Source organism: Thioalkalivibrio sp. ALJ16 (assembly GCF_000377345.1).
Lineage (GTDB): Bacteria > Pseudomonadota > Gammaproteobacteria > Ectothiorhodospirales > Ectothiorhodospiraceae > Thioalkalivibrio.
The window spans coordinates 81,624-97,992 of record NZ_KB898045.1 but is presented as its reverse complement, the minus strand read 5'-3'; the positions used below and the strand labels follow the sequence as shown (position 1 = coordinate 97,992).

Here is a 16,369-nt window from a genome sequence, read left to right as displayed (position 1 = left end):
GCAGTGCTCGCACCACACCCGGCGACGCGGCACCACCAGCACCACCCGGTACTCGAACAGGGGAAGATCCCGAACCCGCCGCAGCGTCGTCTCGTGCACCTGACGCGTCCGGTGCCCGCAGCGTTCGCAGTGCATCCACTGCCGCGTCGGCTTCAGGTGCAGCTCCAGCGTGCCGCCGGCCTCCTCCGGCCACACCGCACGTTCCAGCCGATAGCCTTCCCAACCGCCCAGCTTCTGCAACGTCTTCTTGTCCAGCATCCCGCTCTCCCGCGTCCAATCCGGCTCCACGCGAGATTACGATGCCATTCAACGCTCGAATACCTCCCCGGTATCCTTCGATGAACCAAAAAAATGGCCTCACCCTCCCAGCACGCTCGCGACGATCGCCCAAATCCGACAGACTCCTAGGGAGACGCTCGAGTCACTTTTGCGTGCGAACAAGGCGCGGTGACTGCCGTGCAGTCATTCTGCACAAGGGAACCGCAACGCAGTTCCCACGCCCGTTTTTGATCAACAACGGGCGGCCGAGCCCCTGCTTTCAATAGCTTGTGGGGTTGGTGCCCCCCCGATTCTGAATGAATATAGCCCGATCCTGCGTTGCGCCGCTTGCGGGTAGAACCACTACCCGCTGTACGACGCGCCTTGTCTCGGAAAACAGGGGGCACCAACGCGGACGTGCGATTAAATCAGTGTCTCCCTAGCACTTCGAGTAGCCGCAGTCGCGGCAGGTCGGGCAGACGTCGATGATCTCCAGGTGGCCATCGCAATGCCAGCGGCTGTGGCCACCACGGGCCGCCAGCGCGTGGCGAGATCGGCGTCAGAAGCGGTCGAGCCCGGCGAGAGGGTTGGCAAGCTCGCGCACGCGCATCCAGGAGGCGATGCTGGCGCGCCAGCGGTGGGTGGGCAGGACCGCGTGCGGCACGGTCTGGCTGAGGAACATAACAAGCGTGCCGGCCGTGGGCTGGATGCGCTGGCATTCGCAGCCCGCATCGTCATAGATCGCGAGCTGGCCGCCGTCCTGCTCGCGCCAGTCGCGGTTCAGGTAGAACACCAGTGACAGCCGGCGGCAGTTGCCGGCCTGGAAGGCATCCACATGCCGGGCGTAATGGGTGCCGGGCGGGTACAGGGCAAAGTGCGATTCGGTCTCGAACAGGCCCGGGATCAGCGACCGGCTCACCTGCAGCCGAATCTCTTCCAGGCGAGCCATGAACGCCTGTTGGGCCGGGCTGGCGCCATCCAGCCAGTGGATCCAGTCACCGCGAGTCGCCCGGTCGCGATGGCGCTCGCCACCACGACCAATCCGCGCCTGCGCCAGCTGCGCGGCATCGCGCAGGGCGTAGACCTCGTCGTGCAGCGCATCGACCGTGTCCGCCGGCAGGAAGTCGGGCCAGATCAAGCGCTGATCACGCGCCAGCGCATCCTGCCAGTCTGTCGGCTCGAAGGTCCCCAGGGGCGGATATTCACTTCCGACGGGATGTTTTGCACCCGGCAGGTCCGACACGAGGGCCGAAACCGTTTCGACAGCGTCCGGCGAGGCGAGACCGGGAACAGACGGATTCACTTGAAGATGTCTTCCATTCAGGCCGCCATGGCGGCGCTCAGGCGATTGGCTGCGATCCAGCAATATACCGCGGCCGCGCCGCCGCGCAAGCACTTTCGGAAAGCGTTTTTCGAACCCGGTCAGCGACCGAGAAAACCACCAGATATCAGGTGCTGGCGCAGCGCCGACTGGGCCTCGGTCACGCGGGCACGGGGACCGCGCAGGCCCAGCTCGACGCGGGGGCCGCTACGCTCCATGCGCGGCAGGCAGGAGATGCGCAGGTCGGGGAAGGCCGCCTCCATCGCCTCCAGCACCGGCACCAGGGCACTTTCCGCGGTGTTCTCCAGCACCAGGCTTTCCTCTACCGCGCCGGCCTCGGCATTGCGACCGGGGAAACGCTGTTCCAGCACCCAGCGCACCATCGGCTCCGCCATCGCCGGAAACCCGGGTACGCAGTGGTGACGCGCGCAGCTGAAGCCGGGGATGCCATTGACCGGGTTCGGGATCAGGCGGGCGCCTTCCGGCAGTTCGGCCATGCGCACGCGGTGGGGCCGGGCCTCCGCACCAAAGCGCTGCTCGAGGATGGCCATGAAATCCGGGTGCGGTCGCAGCGGGCGGCCCTGAGCCTCGGCCAGGCAGGCGCGGGTGCGATCATCCGGCGTCGCGCCGATGCCGCCAAAGCTGAACACCTCCGCCCCGGTGGCCAGCGTCTCGCGAAAGGTCTGTGTCAGGCGCCCGGCGTGGTCGCCGACGATGCGGATCCAGGCCAGCTCCAGCCCCTTCTCCGCCAGGGCCGCGGTGAGGTGTTCCTGATGGCGGTCACGGCGCTTCCCGCTGAGCAGCTCGTCACCGATGATGACCGCGCCGATCTCGATTTCCTCCATGGGGCCAGTCCGGGCTACTGCTCGGCCCCCAGGGCCAGGGCGCGTTCGCGCGCGGCGGCACGGGCCTCGGGCGCATTGTCCGGGTCATGCAGCCACGGCGCCAGATGCTGGTGCAGCAGTCCGGCCAGGAAGTCGAGGTGATCGTCGCGGTCGTTCAGCGCCGGGATGTAGTGGAAGCGCTCGCCACCGGCCTCCAGGAAGATCTCGCGATTCTCGTCGCCGATCTCCTCGATCGTCTCCAGGCAGTCGGCGGAGAAGCCGGGGCAGATCACATCCACCGAGCGCACGCCCTGCCCCGGCAGGGCCTCCATGGTCTTGTCGGTGTAGGGCTGCAGCCACTCCTCGCGCCCGAAGCGCGACTGGAAGGTGACCTGCCACTGATCTTCGTTCAGCCCCAGGGCCTGCGCCAGCTTGTGCCCGGTGGCATGGCACAGGCAGTGGTAGGGGTCGCCCTGCAGCAGGTAGCGCTTGGGGATGCCGTGGAAGGACATCACCAGGCGGTCGGCCTGGCCGTATTCCTGCCAGTGCTCGCGCACGCTGCTGGCCAAGGCCTCGATGTAGCCGGGCTGGGCGTCGTAGGCGGCAATGAACTGCAGGTCCGGCACCCAGCGCCAGCCCTTAAGCACGTCGGCCACGGCATCGAAGGTGGAGCCGTTGGTGCTGGCCGAATACTGCGGGTACAGCGGCAGCACCACCACGCGGCGCACGCCCTGGCGGCGCAGCTCGTCCAGCCCCGCGGCGATCGACGGGTTGCCATAGCGCATGCCCAGCGCAACCGGGATCTCCTCCCCTGCCTGCTCGGCCAGGCGGCGGCGCACACCCTCGGCCTGGCGCTTCGAGATCGCCAGCAGCGGCGAACCTTCGTCGGTCCAGACGGTGGCGTACTTGGCGGCCGAGCGCTTCGGGCGGATGTTGAGGATGATGCCGTTGAGGATCAGCCACCAGATCGGTCGCGGAACCTCGACCACGCGCGGGTCCCAGAGGAACTCCTTCAGGTAGCGCCGCAGCGCCGGGGCGGTCGGCGCATCCGGAGTGCCCAGGTTGGTCAGCAGGACGCCGACGCCGCGCGCCTGGCCGTGACGATAATCCGCTTCTCCGAAATACTTCATGCTGCTCCTTGCCGACAAGAGGGGACGCTGACCTCCTGTCGGAGTGGCGCAGCGCCATTTGGTTCAGCGGTCAAGGATAGCGCGGCGGCGGCCCGGGGGCAGCCAGCGCCGGTTCAGCCCAGACGGCCGCGCAGGGGGCTGGTGCGCGGGAAGTGCGCCTGCAGGAATTCCATCTGGTCGGCCAGCACGCGTTTGCCCTTGAGGAAGATGTATTCGGCGTGGGTTGGCGTGAACGGGATTGCGAGCAGCTGCATCCCGGCCTCTTCCGGCGTGAACCCGGCCTTGTGGTTGTTGCAGCGCTTGCAGGCGGTGACCACGTTGGTCCACGTGTCCTCACCGTTCTGGCTGATGGGGGTCACATGGTCGCGCGAAAGCTCTCGCTCGCAGAAGTGCTGGCCGCAGTACAGACAAAGATGAGCATCGCGGCGGAACAGGGTGGTGTTGTTGAGCGGTGGAATGTAGTCGTTGAAGCGGGACTGGCGAGTGCCGTGGGTCGCGATGATCGAGTTCACCTCGACCCGGGACTGCTGTCCGGTGCGCGCGTTGATGCCGCCGCGCATGCGGTACAGCGGACTGCCACAGGTGTAGGCCACCTGCTCGGTGTAGTAGAGGCGCACGGCCTGCTCCAGGCCGATCCACTCCAGCGGCATGCCAGCGGCATCCGTGCGCAGGACTTGATGCTCGGTCGGCAACATGACCTCGTCCCGTCTCAAGGAAACACGGATTTGCTCACGCGGTATGCGAGTGAACAAATCCATGCCCCCTCAGGCGCTTGAAAGACAATAAACAGCCTGCAGGAACAAAGCAATTACAACGCCATGACGCGCGGTGTCGTAAGCTGCCCCGGTTTGTGAACGCCACCCGGCGCGCTGGACACGGTTTATGCACGGGGCCGATTCCGCTACACTCGCGGGTCGTTTTTTGTGCGGCATGGCCGGATTTTGCGTGCCGTATCCGATTTCACCACCCGCGAGCGCGGCTGATCGTCCTGCCACGAGCATGGGGACGCTCGGCCCGGGGAGAGAGCGCATGGCAATCAAATTATCCGTTCCCAAGGAGTCTGCCAGCGGCGAGCGTCGCGTGGCGCTGGACCCAACGGTGGCGGCCAAGTTCAGCGATCTGGGCGTGACCGTACAGCTGGAGAAGGGTGCCGGCTCCGAGGCCCATTTTCCGGACGCCGCCTACGAAAAGGCCACCGTCGTCGACACCGAGACGGCCTACGGCCAGTCGGACCTGATGGTCCGCGTGGCGCCGCCGACGGTGGAAGAGGTCAACCAGCTGCCGGAAGGCTCCACCGTCGTCAGCCTGTTCCACGCCCACCGCAATCCGGACGTGGTCAAGGCGATGCAGGAACGCAAGATCCTGAGCTTCGCGATGGAACTGATCCCGCGCATCTCGCGCGCCCAGAGCATGGACGTGCTGTCCTCGCAGGCGGCCGTGGTCGGCTACAAGGGCGCGATCATGGGTTCGGATCTGTCCTGCCGCTTCTTCCCGATGCTGACCACCGCGGCCGGCACCATCCGCCCGGCCAAGGTCATCGTGATCGGCGCCGGCGTGGCCGGGCTGCAGGCGATCGCCACGGCCAAGCGCCTGGGCGCGATGGTCGAGGCCTACGATGTGCGCTCCGCGACCAAGGAGCAGGTCGAGTCGCTGGGCGCGAAGTTCCTGGATCTGGGCGTCTCCGCCGAGGGTGAGGGCGGCTACGCCCGCGAACTAACTGCGGAAGAGAAACAGCAGCAGCAGGATGCGCTGAGCGAGTTCATCGCCAAGGCCGACGTGCTGATCACCACCGCCGCGATCCCGGGTCGCCCCTCGCCGAAGCTCGTGCCCAAGACCATGGTCGAGGGCATGAAGCCGGGTGCGGTGATCGTGGATCTCGCGGCCGAGGGCGGTGGCAACTGCGAACTGTCCAAGCCGGGCAAGACCAGCAAGCACAAGGGCGTGGTGATCCACGCGCCGCTGAACGTGCCCTCGCAGGTGCCGCTGCATGCCTCCGAGATGTATGCCAAGAACCTGCTCAATTTCCTCACGCCGATGATCGCCGAGGGCGGCGAGTTCCAGCCCGACTGGGATGACGAGGTCATCGCCAAGAGCGTGCTGACCCGCGACGGCGAGATCGTGCACGAGGCCACCCGCGAGGCCCTGAAGGGAGCGAACTCATGATCATCGAAGGCTTTATCGCGCTGTACATCTTCATGCTCGCGGCCTTCACCGGCTACGAGATCATCTCCAAGGTGCCGGTCATCCTGCATACCCCGCTGATGTCCGGTTCCAACTTCGTCCACGGCATCGTGCTGGTCGGGACCATGGTCGCACTGGGCCATGCCACGACCCCGCTGGAACAGGCCATCGGCTTTGTCGCCGTAGTCCTGGCCGCGGGCAACGCCGTGGGTGGCTACGTCGTCACCGAACGCATGCTGGAGATGTTCAAGACCAGCAAGAAGGACGACAAGAAGGGAGATAACGCATGAGCCTGATCATCAACCTCGCCTACTTCGCGGCGGCGGTGCTGTTCATCGTCGGCCTCAAGCAGATGTCTTCGCCGACCACCGCGCGGCCGGGCATCATCTGGGCCGGCGTGGGCATGGTGATCGCCACGCTCGTGACCTTCGTGCACCCGGAAGTCTCCGGGGGCGTGAACTACACCCTGATCATACTGGGTATCGTGATTGGCGGCGGCCTCGCCTGGTGGAGCGGCAAGAAGGTCGCGATGACCGACATGCCGCAGATGATCGCGCTGTACAACGGCATGGGCGGCGGTGCCGCAGCCGGTATCGGTGCGATCTACCTGCTGCAGGCCACGCCGGAAACGGTCAGCAACACCGGCCTGGCGATCGCCGTGACCGGCTCGCTGATCGGCTCGGTGGCCTTCTCCGGCTCGCTGGTCGCCTACGCCAAGCTCGAAGGCCTGATGAAGAAGACCTTCACCTTCGGCGGCCAGCAGATCGTGAACATCGCGATCTTCGCGATCACCGTGATCCTCGGCTTCATGCTGGCGACCGGTGGCGGCGAGATCGGCTCGGCCACCCTGCTGCTGTTCTTCGTGCTGTCCCTGGCCTTCGGCATCCTGATGACCCTGCCGATCGGCGGTGCCGACATGCCGGTGGTCATCTCGCTGTACAACGCCCTGACCGGCCTCGCGGTCGGCCTCAAGGGGATCGTGCTCGACAACCCGGCCCTGATGATCGCCGGTATCGTCGTCGGCGCGGCCGGTACGCTGCTCACCCAGCTGATGGCCAAGGCGATGAACCGCCCGATCAAGAACATCCTCTTCAGCCAGTTCGGCAGCTCGTCGGGCGGGGCCGAGGAAGAGATCGAAGGCACGATGAAGGAGATCCAGGCCAACGATGCCGGGATCATGATGGCCTACGCCGAGAAGGTCATCATCGTGCCGGGCTACGGCATGGCCGTCGCGCAGGCGCAGCACAAGATCTGGGAATTCACCCAGCTGCTGCAGAAGCGCGGCGTGGACGTGAAATTCGCGATCCACCCGGTCGCGGGCCGCATGCCCGGGCATATGAACGTGCTGCTGGCCGAGGCCGGCGTGCCCTACGACATCATCTTCGATCTCGACGAGATCAACGAGGAGTTCAAGACCGCCGATGTCGCGATGGTGATCGGCGCGAACGACGTCGTGAACCCGGTGGCCCGGACCAATCCGGACTCGCCGATCTACGGCATGCCGATCCTGAACGCCGACCAGGCCCACAACGTCATCTGCGTGAAGCGCGGCAAGGGCGCCGGGTTCTCGGGTATCGAGAACCACCTGTTCTATGCCGACAACAACCAGATGCTGTACGGCGACGGCCAGAAGGTGGCCGCCGAACTGGTGGCCTCGGTCAAGGCGCTCGGCTAGGCGCCTCGACCCGCGAGGCCGCCTGGCGGCCTCGCCTGCAAGACCCGGTTCCGCTCGTCGGCGGCCCGGGTCTTTTTTTGTTCGCGGCCGCCCCCGCACCGCGGGTATCCGCGGTAATTTCTATACACACCCTGTACAGACTACCCACAAGAGACACCACAAGGCCGTGCTTAGAACAAATAGCGCCTATACGGTTTTACAAAGTAATCGTAAGTTACTGTTTTTTTGATAGTAAATGAATATGGTCGATTCTTGGCCAATCCAAGAGGCCCCTAGCAGTTACAGGCAGTTAGGGCCTCTCGGGGCTATTCACCCACAGAGTTATCCACAGCTTTTGTGGATAACCCGTGACCCCGCAGGCCAGCCCTGCACCCGGCCCAAAACAGTAGACTGTGGGCATGCCCGCCACGCCCCGTATCGCCCTCGTCGCCCTGGACCGCCCCCTCGACTGGCTGTTCGACTATCGCCTGCCCGAAGCACCGGACCTGCAACCGGGCCAGCGCGTTCGCGTACCCTTTGGCCGCGGCACGGCCATCGGCGTGGTAGTCGAGCTGACGACCTCCAGCGAGGTGCCCTCCGGGCGACTGCGCACCATCCAGGAGGTGCTCGACCGCGAACCCCTGCTCGACCCGCGCCTGCTCGAGTTGCTGCAGTTTGGCGCCCGCTACTACCATCACCCGATCGGCGAGGCCCTGGTGGGCGCCCTGCCGCCGGCGCTGCGCCACGGCGCCCCCCTGCCCGCGCTGACCCCCGAGACCCTGTGGCGACTTACTGCGCCCGGGCGTGAAGCCCTCGACGGCCACACGGTCCGCGGGCGGCGCCAGCAGGCCGTCCTGCGAGCCCTGGAACATGCCGGCGCCGACGCGGCCCTGGATCGTGCCACCCTCGCGGCAGCGACCGGGCTGCAGCTCGCCCCGCGCGAGCTGCGCGGCCTTGCCGAACGCGGCTGGCTGGAAGCGACTACCCCCGATCCCGAACACCCTCTACCGCCGACCTCCAGCGACCATGTGCTCACCCCCGAACAGCGCAACGCGGTGGCCGCGCTGGACCCGGACCATCCGACGCCACTGCTGCTCCAGGGCGTGACCGGCAGCGGCAAGACCGAGGTCTACCTGCAGATGGCGGAACGCGTCCTGGCGCAGCACCGCCAGGTCCTGTTCCTGATCCCCGAAATCGCCCTGACCCCGCAGCTCAGCGCCCGCATCCAGCAACGCTTTCCCGGACAGGTCGCTCTGCTCCACTCGGGGCTGGCCGAAGGCGAACGCCTGCGGGCCTGGGAGGCCGCACGGCGCGGCCTGCGCCGCATCGTGGTCGGGACCCGCTCGGCACTGTTCACGCCACTGCCGGATCTCGGGCTGATCATCGTCGACGAGGAACACGACGCCGCGTTCAAGCAGCAGGACGGGTTCCGCTACAACGCGCGCGATCTCGCAATCAAGCGCGGCCGCGTCGAGGGCGCCGCCGTCGTGCTCGGATCGGCCACGCCCACCCTGGAGACCCTGCATGCGGCCACCTGCGGGCGCTACGCCCAGGCGCGTCTGGACAACCGCCCCGATGGCAGCCACCCGCCACCTGTGGAGACCATCGACACCCGCGTGCATCCGGCCGACGAAGGCCTGACCGCGCCACTGCTGGACGCGATGCAGCAGACCCTTGCCGCCGACCACCAGTGCTTCCTGCTACTGAACCGCCGCGGCTTTGCCCGCGTCCTCTCCTGCGACGGCTGCGGCTGGGTCGCCGAGTGTCCCGACTGCGACGCGCGGCTGACCGTCCATGCCCATAACCCGCGCGCCGTGTGCCATCTCTGCGGCCATCAGGAGACCCGCCCCCAGCGCTGCCCCGAATGCGGCGAGCCCCTGGCCCAGCGCGGGCTCGGCACGCAGCGCCTGGAACAGGCCCTTGCGCGGCATTTTCCGACCACTCCGCTGATCCGCCTGGACCGTGACAGCATCCGCCACAAGGGCGCGCTGGAGGAGGCCCTGGAGCGCATCCGGCATCTGGGCGCGGCGATCGTGGTCGGCACCCAGATGCTGGCCAAGGGCCACGACTTCCCGCAGGTCGGCCTGGTCGGCGTCATCGACGTCGATCAGGGCCTGTTCTCGGTGGACCTGCGCGCGACCGAAAACACCCTGCAGCTGATCGTGCAGGCGGCCGGACGCGCCGGGCGCGGATCGGGTGGCGGTCGCGTACTGCTGCAGACCGGTCACCCGGATCACCCCCTGATCCGCAGCCTGGATGCCGAACAGTACCCGGCGATGGTCGCGCCCCTGCTGGAAGAGCGCGCCGCGGCCGGCATGCCGCCGCATGGATACCTCGCCCTGGTGCGGGTCGAAGCAGGCGCCGCCGAAGTCGCCCGCCACCATGCCGAGCGCGTGGCCGCTCACCTGCTGAGTGCCGCCACGGATGGCCTGCGCGTGCTGGGCCCGGCACCCGCCCCCCGACACCGCGTCAATCGGCGTTTCCGCGAACAGATCCTGCTGCAGTCCACCCGCCGCGCCCCCCTGCACGACACCCTCGGCCGCGCGCGTCACGCCTGGCAGGCGGACGAGCTGCCGCGCACCATCCGCATCGCCATCGACATCGACCCGGTATCCCTCGCCTGAGGAAAAGGCGAGGCGGCACGCGCAGGCCTGACGGGTTAGAATGCGGCCCTTTTTACACGACGGACCGGACCCCCTTGAAAGACGCCCTTGCCCAGGCCCTCGCGGCCGCCCTGGAGACCCTGGTGGCCGATGGCCGTGTACCCGCCGATCACGGTGTCGTGGTGCAGGTCACGCGTGCCCGCGACCGCGAGCACGGCGACTTTGCCAGCAACCTCGCCATGCAGCTCGCGCGCCCGGCGAAGAGCAAACCGCGTGACCTCGCCGAGGCCCTGTGCGCCGCGATGCCGGCCGTGCCCGGCCTGGCCGCCACCGAGATTGCCGGCCCCGGCTTCATCAACTTCCGCCTGGCCGCGGATGCCCGCACCCTGGTGCTGGGCCGCATTGCCACCCAGGGTGCCGACTTTGGCCGCTCGAGCGTCGGAAACGGCCGCCCGGTGCAGGTGGAGTTCGTCTCCGCCAACCCCACCGGCCCGCTGCATGTCGGCCACGGCCGCGGCGCGGCCTTCGGCGCCACCGTCGCCGACCTGCTGGATTTCTGCGGCTTCGATGTCACCCGCGAGTACTACGTAAACGACGCCGGGCGGCAGATGAACATCCTCGCCGCCAGCGTCTGGCTGCGCTATCTGGAACAGCACGGCGTGCAGGTCCCGTTCCCGGCCAACGGCTACCAGGGCGACTACATCTACCCAGTGGCCGAGGCCCTGACCGCGCAGATCGGCGAACAGGGCGTGCACCCGACCGAGGCCGTGACCCGCGACCTGCCGCCGGACGAGCCGGCCGGCGGCGACAAGGAGGTCTACATCGACACGGTGATCGCCCGCGCCCGCGAGCTGCTGGGCCCGGAGCTGTACCGCACGGTGTTCGACTGCGGCCTGAACGCGATCCTCGAGGACATTCGCGACGACCTGCGCGAGTTCGGGGTCGAATACCAGTGCTGGTTCTCCGAGCGCAGCCTGGCCGACTCCGGCGCGATCGATGCCGCGGTACAGGATCTCGAGGCACATGGTGCGCTGTACGAGAAGGACGGGGCGCTGTGGTTCCGCTCGACCGACTACGGCGACGACAAGGATCGCGTGGTGCGCCGCGAGAACGGCGACTACACCTACTTCGCCTCCGACATCGCCTACCACCGCGAGAAGTTCCAGCGCGGCTTCGAGCGCGTGATCAACATCTGGGGCGCCGACCACCACGGCTACGTCCCGCGGGTGCGCGCCGCCCTGCAAGCCCTGGGCCTGGAGGCCGACCGCCTCGACGTGCTGCTGGTGCAGTTCGCGATCCTCTACCGCGGCGGCGAGCGCCTGCCGATGTCCACCCGCGCCGGGCAGTTCGTGACCCTGCGCGAGCTGCGCGACGAGGTCGGCTCGGATGCCGCGCGCTTCTTCTATGTGCAGCGCCGCTGCGACCAGCACCTGGACTTCGACCTGGACCTGGCCAAGTCGCAGTCCAACGACAACCCGATGTACTACATCCAGTACGCGCATGCGCGTATCGCCAGCGTGCTGCGCACCGCCGCCGAGCGCGGCCATACCGCCAGCGCGCTGGACGACGCCGGCCTGTCCGCGCGCCTGACCGAGCCGCAGGAAGACGACCTGCTGGATCGCCTCGACCGCTTCCCCGAGGTGATCGCGGCGGCCGCCGAGGCCTGCGAACCGCACCAGATCGCCCAGTACCTGCGCGAGCTGGCCGCCGGCTTCCATACCTACTACAACGCCGTGCCGTTTCTGAATATCGAGGACGCCAACGTTATCGGCGCGCGCCTGGCGCTGCTGACCGGGGCCAAGCAGGTACTGCACAATGGGCTCCGCCTGCTCGGCGTCACCGCCCCCGAACGGATGTAGCCCATGGCCCAGGCCCGCCGCAAGCGCCGCAAGACGACCACCGCCCGCGCCTCGCGACCGATCCCGGGCTGGGTGTGGATGCTGATCGGCCTGCTGATCGGCCTGGGCATTGCCGCCGTGCTGTACCTGCAGGGGGCCGACCGCTCACCGGACCTGGGCGCGCTGTTCGGAGACCCCGAGACCGAGACCGCCGCTCCCGCCCCGACCCCGGCCCCCGTGGAGCGCGACACCGTACCGTCGGACGACGAACCGCGGTTTCGCTACTACGAGCTGCTGCCCGAGGACGAGATCCGCGTACCGGAGTCCGAGCGCGACACCCCTGCCCCGACCCTGCCGCCCGCCGCACCCCCCAGCGAGGGGGAGCCGGTGGTCCTGCAAACCGGGTCGTTCCGCCGCTTCGCCCAGGCCGACGAGATGAAGGCCCGCCTGACCCTGCTGGGCCTCGACCCGCAGGTGCACGAGGTCGAGATCCAGGGTGATACCTGGTACCGCGTTTACCTCGGCCCGTTCAGTGATGAGGACCGCGTGCGCCAGGCGCTGGAGCGCCTGCGCACCGAGAACATCGAGGCCCTGCGTCTGCGCTACCAGGGCTGACCGTGGAACCGGCCCCCGCACCGGATTTCGACGCCCTCGCCGCCCGCATCGAGGCGCTGCCCACCGGCCCCGAGCGCAAAGACCTCGCGGACCTGCTGCGCCGTGCCCGGCAGCGCCAGAAGCGCGGGCAGCCCTGCGACCGCTTGGCCCGCACCCTGACCGAACGCCTGGACCACGCCGAGGGAAGCAGCGACGAACGCGCCCGCCTGCGCCCGCAGCCCGTCTACGCCGGCGACCTGCCGATCCACGCCGAGCGCGAGCGGATTGTCGCCGCGATCCGCGAACACCCGGTGCTGGTGCTGTGCGGCGAGACCGGTTCCGGCAAGACCACCCAGCTGCCCAAGCTGTGCCTGGAGGCCGGGCGCGGCGAGGCCGGGCTGATCGGCCACACCCAGCCCCGCCGGATCGCTGCGCGCTCGGTGGCCAGCCGCATCGCCGAGGAGCTGGGCACCACGCTGGGGGGCGACAAGACCTCCACCGTCGGCTTCAAGGTCCGCTTCTCCGACCAGACCGGACCGAACAACTGGGTCAAGCTGATGACCGACGGCATGCTGCTGGCGGAGCTGGCGCATGACCCGGAGCTGCGCGCCTACGACACCCTGATCGTCGACGAGGCCCACGAGCGCAGCCTGAACATCGACTTCCTGATGGGCGTGCTCAAGCGCCTGTCGAAGAAGCGCCCGGAGCTGCGCATCATCATCACCTCCGCGACGCTGGACCCGGAGCGGCTGTCCGCGTTCTTCGACGACGCCCCGATCCTGACCGTGGCCGGGCGCACCTACCCGGTGGAGCTGCGCTACCGCCCGATCGAGCCGGAAGACACTGGCGAGGACGAAGACGCAGGCCGCGGCGAGCGCGACCTGTTCGACGGCATCCGCGACGCGGTCGCCGAATGCGAACGTGCCGGACCCGGCGACATCCTGGTATTCCTGCCCGGCGAGCGCGAGATCCGCGACGCCCACAAGGCCCTGCGCGGCCAGGTGCGCGCGGACACCGAGGTCCTGGCGCTGTACGCGCGCCTGTCCGCGCGCGAACAGTCGCGGGTGTTCCAGTCGCACCCGGGCCGGCGCATCGTGCTGGCCACCAATGTCGCCGAGACCGCGCTGACCGTCCCCGGCATCCGCTTCGTGATCGACTCGGGGCTGGCCCGCGTCTCGCGCTATTCCTGGCGCTCGCGGGTCCAGCGCCTGAGCCTGGAGCCGATCTCGCAGGCCGCCTGCGACCAGCGCGCCGGACGCTGCGGACGGCTGGGCCCCGGCATCTGCATCCGGCTGTTCGCGGAGGACGACTACCAACTGCGCCCGCCCTTCACCGACCCGGAGATCCAGCGCTCCAACCTCGCCTCGGTAATCCTGCAGATGGCCGCGCTGAAGCTCGGCCAGCCGCGCCAGTTCCCGTTCGTGGACCCGCCCGACCCACGTCTGGTCAAGGACGGCTACCGCCTGCTGGAGGAGCTGGGCGCGGTGGATGCGCGCGGGCGTATCACCCCGCGCGGCCGCCAGCTGGCGCGCATGCCCATAGACCCGCGCCACGGTGCGATGCTGCTGGCCGGGGCCGATCACGGCTGCGTAACCGAGACCGCGACCATCGCCGCCTTCCTGTCGCTGCAGGACCCGCGCGAACGCCCGGCCGAGGCCACGCAAGCGGCGGACCAGGCCCATCGGGAGTTTCAGGTCGAGGGCTCCGACTTCATGGGCATGCTGCGGCTGTGGGAGGCCTGGCACACCGCGCGCGAGGATCTTGGCTCGAATGCGCTCAAACGCTGGTGCCGCGAGCACTTCCTGAACTTCCTGCGCATGCGCGAGTGGCAGGAGCTGCGCGTGCAGCTGCTGCGCCAGGCCCGCGAGATGGACCTGAAGCCGAACCACCAGCCCGCCGACGCCGAGCCCGTGCACCGCGCGCTGCTGACCGGGCTGGTCAGCCAGATCGGACAGAAGACCGAGCGCGGCGACTACCTCGGCGCGCGCAACCGCCGCTTCCAGATCCATCCCGGGTCGGTCCTGGCGAAGAAGAAGCCGGCTTGGGTGATGAGCGCGGAGATCGCCGAGACCACCCGCGTCTACGCCCGCGACAACGCCCGCATCGAGCCCGACTGGATCCTGGCCGCGGCGCCGCATCTGCTCAAGCACCATATCTTCGAGCCGCACTTCCAGCGCCGCAGCGGGCGCGTCGGGGCCTTCGACCGCATCACCCTGTACGGCCTGGTCGTCGCCCCGAAAAAGCCGGTGGACTTCGCGAAGCACGACCCGGCCGAGGCGCGGCGCATCCTGATCCGCGAGGGCCTGGTCGGTGGCGAACTGCGCACCCGCTCCAAGGGGGTGCAGGCCAACCGCGAGGCGGTGGCCGAGATCGCCGAGCAGGAGGCGCGCGGGCGCCGGCGCGACCTGCTGGTGGAAGAGGATCGCCTGTTCGACTTCTATGATGCCCTCCTGCCGGCGGAGACCACCGACGGCACCCGCTTCGAGACCTGGGCGCGCAAGGCCGAGAAGCGGGACCCCGACGCCCTGCGGATCGACCGCGCGGAGCTCCTGAACGAGCCGGACACCACACTCCCGCAAGGGGCCTATCCCGACTACCTGGAGCTCGAGGGCCTGCGCCTGCCGCTCGCCTACCGCTTCGAGCCCGGCCAGCCGGACGACGGCGTGACCGTGACCATCCCGATCGCGGCGCTGAACGCGGTGCCCGACTGGCTGGGCGACTGGCTGGTGCCGGGGCTGCTGGAGGAGCGCGTGACCGGTCTCTTGAAGAGCCTGCCCAAGGGCCTGCGCCGCCAGTTCGTGCCCGCGCCGGACTTCGCGCAGGCGGCGCTGGCGCGCATCGAGCACCGCCAGGGCCCGCTGATCCCGGCGCTGGCCGAGGCCCTGCGCGCGATGACCGGCACCGAGATCCCGCTGGATGCCTGGCGCCCGGAGAACCTGGAGCCGCACCTGGTGATGCGCTTCCGCATCCTCGACCCGGAAGGCCAGGAGCAGGCCAGCGGCCGCGACCTGTCCGCGCTGAAGCGGCGGCTGGGCGACAGCGCCGAGGCCCACTTCGACGCCAGCCGCCCGGACGAGATCACCCGCGAGGGGATCACCGAGTGGGACTTCGGCGCGCTGCCGGAGAGTGTCGAGTTCGACCACCAGGGGGCGCAGTTGCGCGCCTTCCCGATCCTGGTCGATCGCGGCGACGCCGTCTCGCTGGAGCTGGAACCCGATCCGGGCCGGGCCGAACGCGCCCACCGCGCGGGCCTGCGCCGGCTGTTCCTGCTGGGCGCGCGCAAGACCGCCCGCGACCTGCGCCGCCAGCTCCCGGAGATCGAGCGCGCCTGCCTGAACTACTCGACGCTGGGCAGCTGCGAGGCCCTGCGCGACCAGATCCTGGAGGCCGCGGCCGACCGCGTGTTCCTGGCCGAGCCGTGGCCGCGCGATGCCGAGGCCTTTCAAGAGCGTCTGGAGGCCCGCCTGCCCGAGTTCTCGCCCACGGTGATGGAGCTCTCGCGCCTGGCCGCCGAGATCCTGCGCCACTGGCACGACCTGCGCACCCGGCTGCAGGGGGATCTGCCGCTGTCCTGGATCGAGGCCGCACGCGACATCCGCGGACAGCTCGAGGCCCTGGTCCCGGCCGATTTCCTGCTGCGTACCCCGCACGACACGCTGCCCGAGCTGCCGCGCTACCTGCGGGCGATCGACAAGCGACTGGAACGCCTGACGCAGGCGCCGGACAAGGACCGCGCCCGGCGCGTGGCCGTGGAACCGCTGTGGCAGCAGGCGCAGGAGCTGATCGCGCGGGCACCGGACCACCCGGATGTGCTCGCCTTTCGCTACCGCATCGAGGAGTTTCGCGTCTCGCAGTTCGCCCAGGAACTGGGGACCCGCGAGAAGGTGTCGCCGAAGCGGCTGGAACGCGAATACGCGGACGTGATCCAACGACTGGCCAGTGGCACATGAGCGTTCTTGATAGGGG

At 68.7% G+C, this 16,369-nt stretch carries 12 protein-coding genes; 7 read left to right on the top strand and 5 right to left on the bottom strand.

What is annotated here, in order from left to right; all coding sequences use genetic code 11:
* From D000_RS0109245 to D000_RS0109225, 5 genes are all read right to left on the bottom strand, one after another.
* On the bottom strand, positions 1–258 hold a 258-nt coding region (locus tag D000_RS0109245; protein ID WP_018873251.1), incomplete at its 3' end, for a transposase family protein.
* Between the two features lie 559 nt (positions 259–817).
* The gene (locus D000_RS0109240; protein WP_051074958.1) at positions 818–1,492 is read right to left on the bottom strand and encodes a 2OG-Fe(II) oxygenase; all 675 of its coding nucleotides are present in this window, start codon (positions 1,490–1,492) and stop codon (positions 818–820) included.
* Positions 1,493–1,680: 188 nt separating this feature from the next.
* Positions 1,681–2,424, bottom strand: coding sequence for a molybdopterin-binding protein (locus tag D000_RS0109235; RefSeq protein WP_018873249.1), 744 nt, complete (start codon positions 2,422–2,424; stop codon positions 1,681–1,683).
* Positions 2,425–2,438: 14 nt separating this feature from the next.
* Complete coding sequence (gene hemH, locus D000_RS0109230; protein ID WP_018873248.1) at positions 2,439–3,533, bottom strand: ferrochelatase; 1,095 nt, start codon at positions 3,531–3,533, stop codon at positions 2,439–2,441.
* A 113-nt stretch (positions 3,534–3,646) separates the two neighbouring features.
* Positions 3,647–4,228 (bottom strand): HNH endonuclease, encoded by a 582-nt coding sequence (locus tag D000_RS0109225; protein WP_018873247.1) that lies wholly within the window; start codon positions 4,226–4,228, stop codon positions 3,647–3,649.
* A gap of 334 nt (positions 4,229–4,562) precedes the next feature.
* Between D000_RS0109225 and D000_RS0109220 the strand changes: the two genes are divergently transcribed.
* From D000_RS0109220 to hrpA, 7 genes are all read left to right on the top strand, one after another.
* Complete coding sequence (locus D000_RS0109220) at positions 4,563–5,696, top strand: NAD(P) transhydrogenase subunit alpha (RefSeq protein ID WP_038047713.1); 1,134 nt, start codon at positions 4,563–4,565, stop codon at positions 5,694–5,696.
* Positions 5,693–6,004: an NAD(P) transhydrogenase subunit alpha gene (locus tag D000_RS0109215; RefSeq protein ID WP_018873245.1), complete on the top strand. Its 312-nt coding sequence runs from the start codon at positions 5,693–5,695 to the stop codon at positions 6,002–6,004. The genes D000_RS0109220 and D000_RS0109215 overlap by 4 nt, the downstream gene beginning before the upstream one ends.
* Complete coding sequence (locus D000_RS0109210) at positions 6,001–7,389, top strand: NAD(P)(+) transhydrogenase (Re/Si-specific) subunit beta (RefSeq protein ID WP_018873244.1); 1,389 nt, start codon at positions 6,001–6,003, stop codon at positions 7,387–7,389. Before D000_RS0109215 ends, D000_RS0109210 begins: the two co-directional genes overlap by 4 nt.
* Positions 7,390–7,787: 398 nt before the next feature.
* The gene (locus D000_RS0109205; RefSeq protein ID WP_018873243.1) at positions 7,788–9,992 is read left to right on the top strand and encodes a primosomal protein N'; all 2,205 of its coding nucleotides are present in this window, start codon (positions 7,788–7,790) and stop codon (positions 9,990–9,992) included.
* 74 nt (positions 9,993–10,066) lie between these two features.
* Positions 10,067–11,830 carry an arginine--tRNA ligase gene (argS, locus tag D000_RS0109200; protein WP_018873242.1) on the top strand — a complete coding sequence of 588 codons (1,764 nt, stop codon included), beginning with the start codon at positions 10,067–10,069 and terminating at the stop codon, positions 11,828–11,830.
* A gap of 3 nt (positions 11,831–11,833) precedes the next feature.
* Complete coding sequence (locus tag D000_RS0109195; RefSeq protein WP_018873241.1) at positions 11,834–12,424, top strand: SPOR domain-containing protein; 591 nt, start codon at positions 11,834–11,836, stop codon at positions 12,422–12,424.
* 2 nt (positions 12,425–12,426) lie between these two features.
* Positions 12,427–16,353, top strand: a complete 3,927-nt coding sequence (gene hrpA, locus D000_RS0109190) for an ATP-dependent RNA helicase HrpA (protein WP_018873240.1) — start codon at positions 12,427–12,429, stop codon at positions 16,351–16,353.
* Positions 16,354–16,369 lie beyond the last annotated feature (16 nt).